Origin of the sequence: Corynebacterium sp. HMSC070E08, from assembly GCF_001808895.1 — a bacterium.
Taxonomy (GTDB): domain Bacteria; phylum Actinomycetota; class Actinomycetes; order Mycobacteriales; family Mycobacteriaceae; genus Corynebacterium; species Corynebacterium hiratae.
Window position 1 is genome coordinate 1 of record NZ_KV794787.1, and the last position, 491, is coordinate 491.

A 491-nucleotide genomic window follows, 5' to 3' on the forward strand; every position below is an offset into this window, starting at 1 on the left:
GCTTCGTCCCTGTCGAAAGGAGTTTACAACCCGAAGGCCGTCATCCCCCACGCGGCGTCGCTGCATCAGGCTTCCGCCCATTGTGCAATATTCCCCACTGCTGCCTCCCGTAGGAGTCTGGGCCGTATCTCAGTCCCAATGTGGCCGTACACCCTCTCAGGCCGGCTACCCGTCGACGCCTTGGTAGGCCATTACCCCACCAACAAGCTGATAGGCCGCGAGCTCATCTTGCACCGAAAAAACTTTCCAACCACCACACTAAAAGTGGCTCATATCCGGTATTAGACCCAGTTTCCCAAGCTTATCCCAGAGTGCAAGGCAGATCACCCACGTGTTACTCACCCGTTCGCCACTCGAGTACCAGTGCAAGCACTGGCCTTTCCGTTCGACTTGCATGTGTTAAGCACGCCGCCAGCGTTCGTCCTGAGCCAGGATCAAACTCTCCACAAAAAAGGCCGTGAAAAGCCCAAACCTAACAAACAGACAAACCA

1 rRNA gene is annotated in these 491 nt (G+C 55.6%); it reads right to left on the reverse strand.

The features are described 5' to 3' along the window. A 16S ribosomal RNA gene (locus HMPREF2526_RS09495) occupies positions 1-450 on the reverse strand; the annotation flags it as partial. Positions 451-491 lie beyond the last annotated feature (41 nt).